1 pseudogene is annotated in these 244 nt (G+C 70.1%); it reads right to left on the bottom strand.

What is annotated here, in order from left to right:
* Nucleotides 1-102 precede the first annotated feature (102 nt).
* A pseudogene (locus tag UU9_RS18465) lies at nt 103-244 on the bottom strand (malonyl-[acyl-carrier protein] O-methyltransferase BioC); the annotation flags it as partial.

Here is a 244-nt window from a genome sequence, read left to right as displayed (position 1 = left end):
ATCATCGCGCCGCTGCCTGATTTCAAGCCGGTGCTGCCGCCGTCGAAGAAATGAAGCGGTGGGGCGGGCCGGCCCCAGGCAAGACCGAAGGCCGGCTTCGCGCTACTTTCGTCGCGAGCCACGCAACGAATCGAGTGAGAACGTGGCGACTTCTCCGCCCGGCACGCGACGCGGCTGGCCGATCGGCGGGCCCCAGGCGTGGGCGCTGACCACTTCCCAGGTGGCCGGGATGCGGCCGTCCACG

The sequence above is a fragment of the Rhodanobacter fulvus Jip2 genome (genome assembly GCF_000264315.1).
GTDB lineage: Bacteria > Pseudomonadota > Gammaproteobacteria > Xanthomonadales > Rhodanobacteraceae > Rhodanobacter > Rhodanobacter fulvus.
Note: the sequence above shows the minus strand (reverse complement) of the source record. Positions and strands in the feature narration are given on the sequence as shown.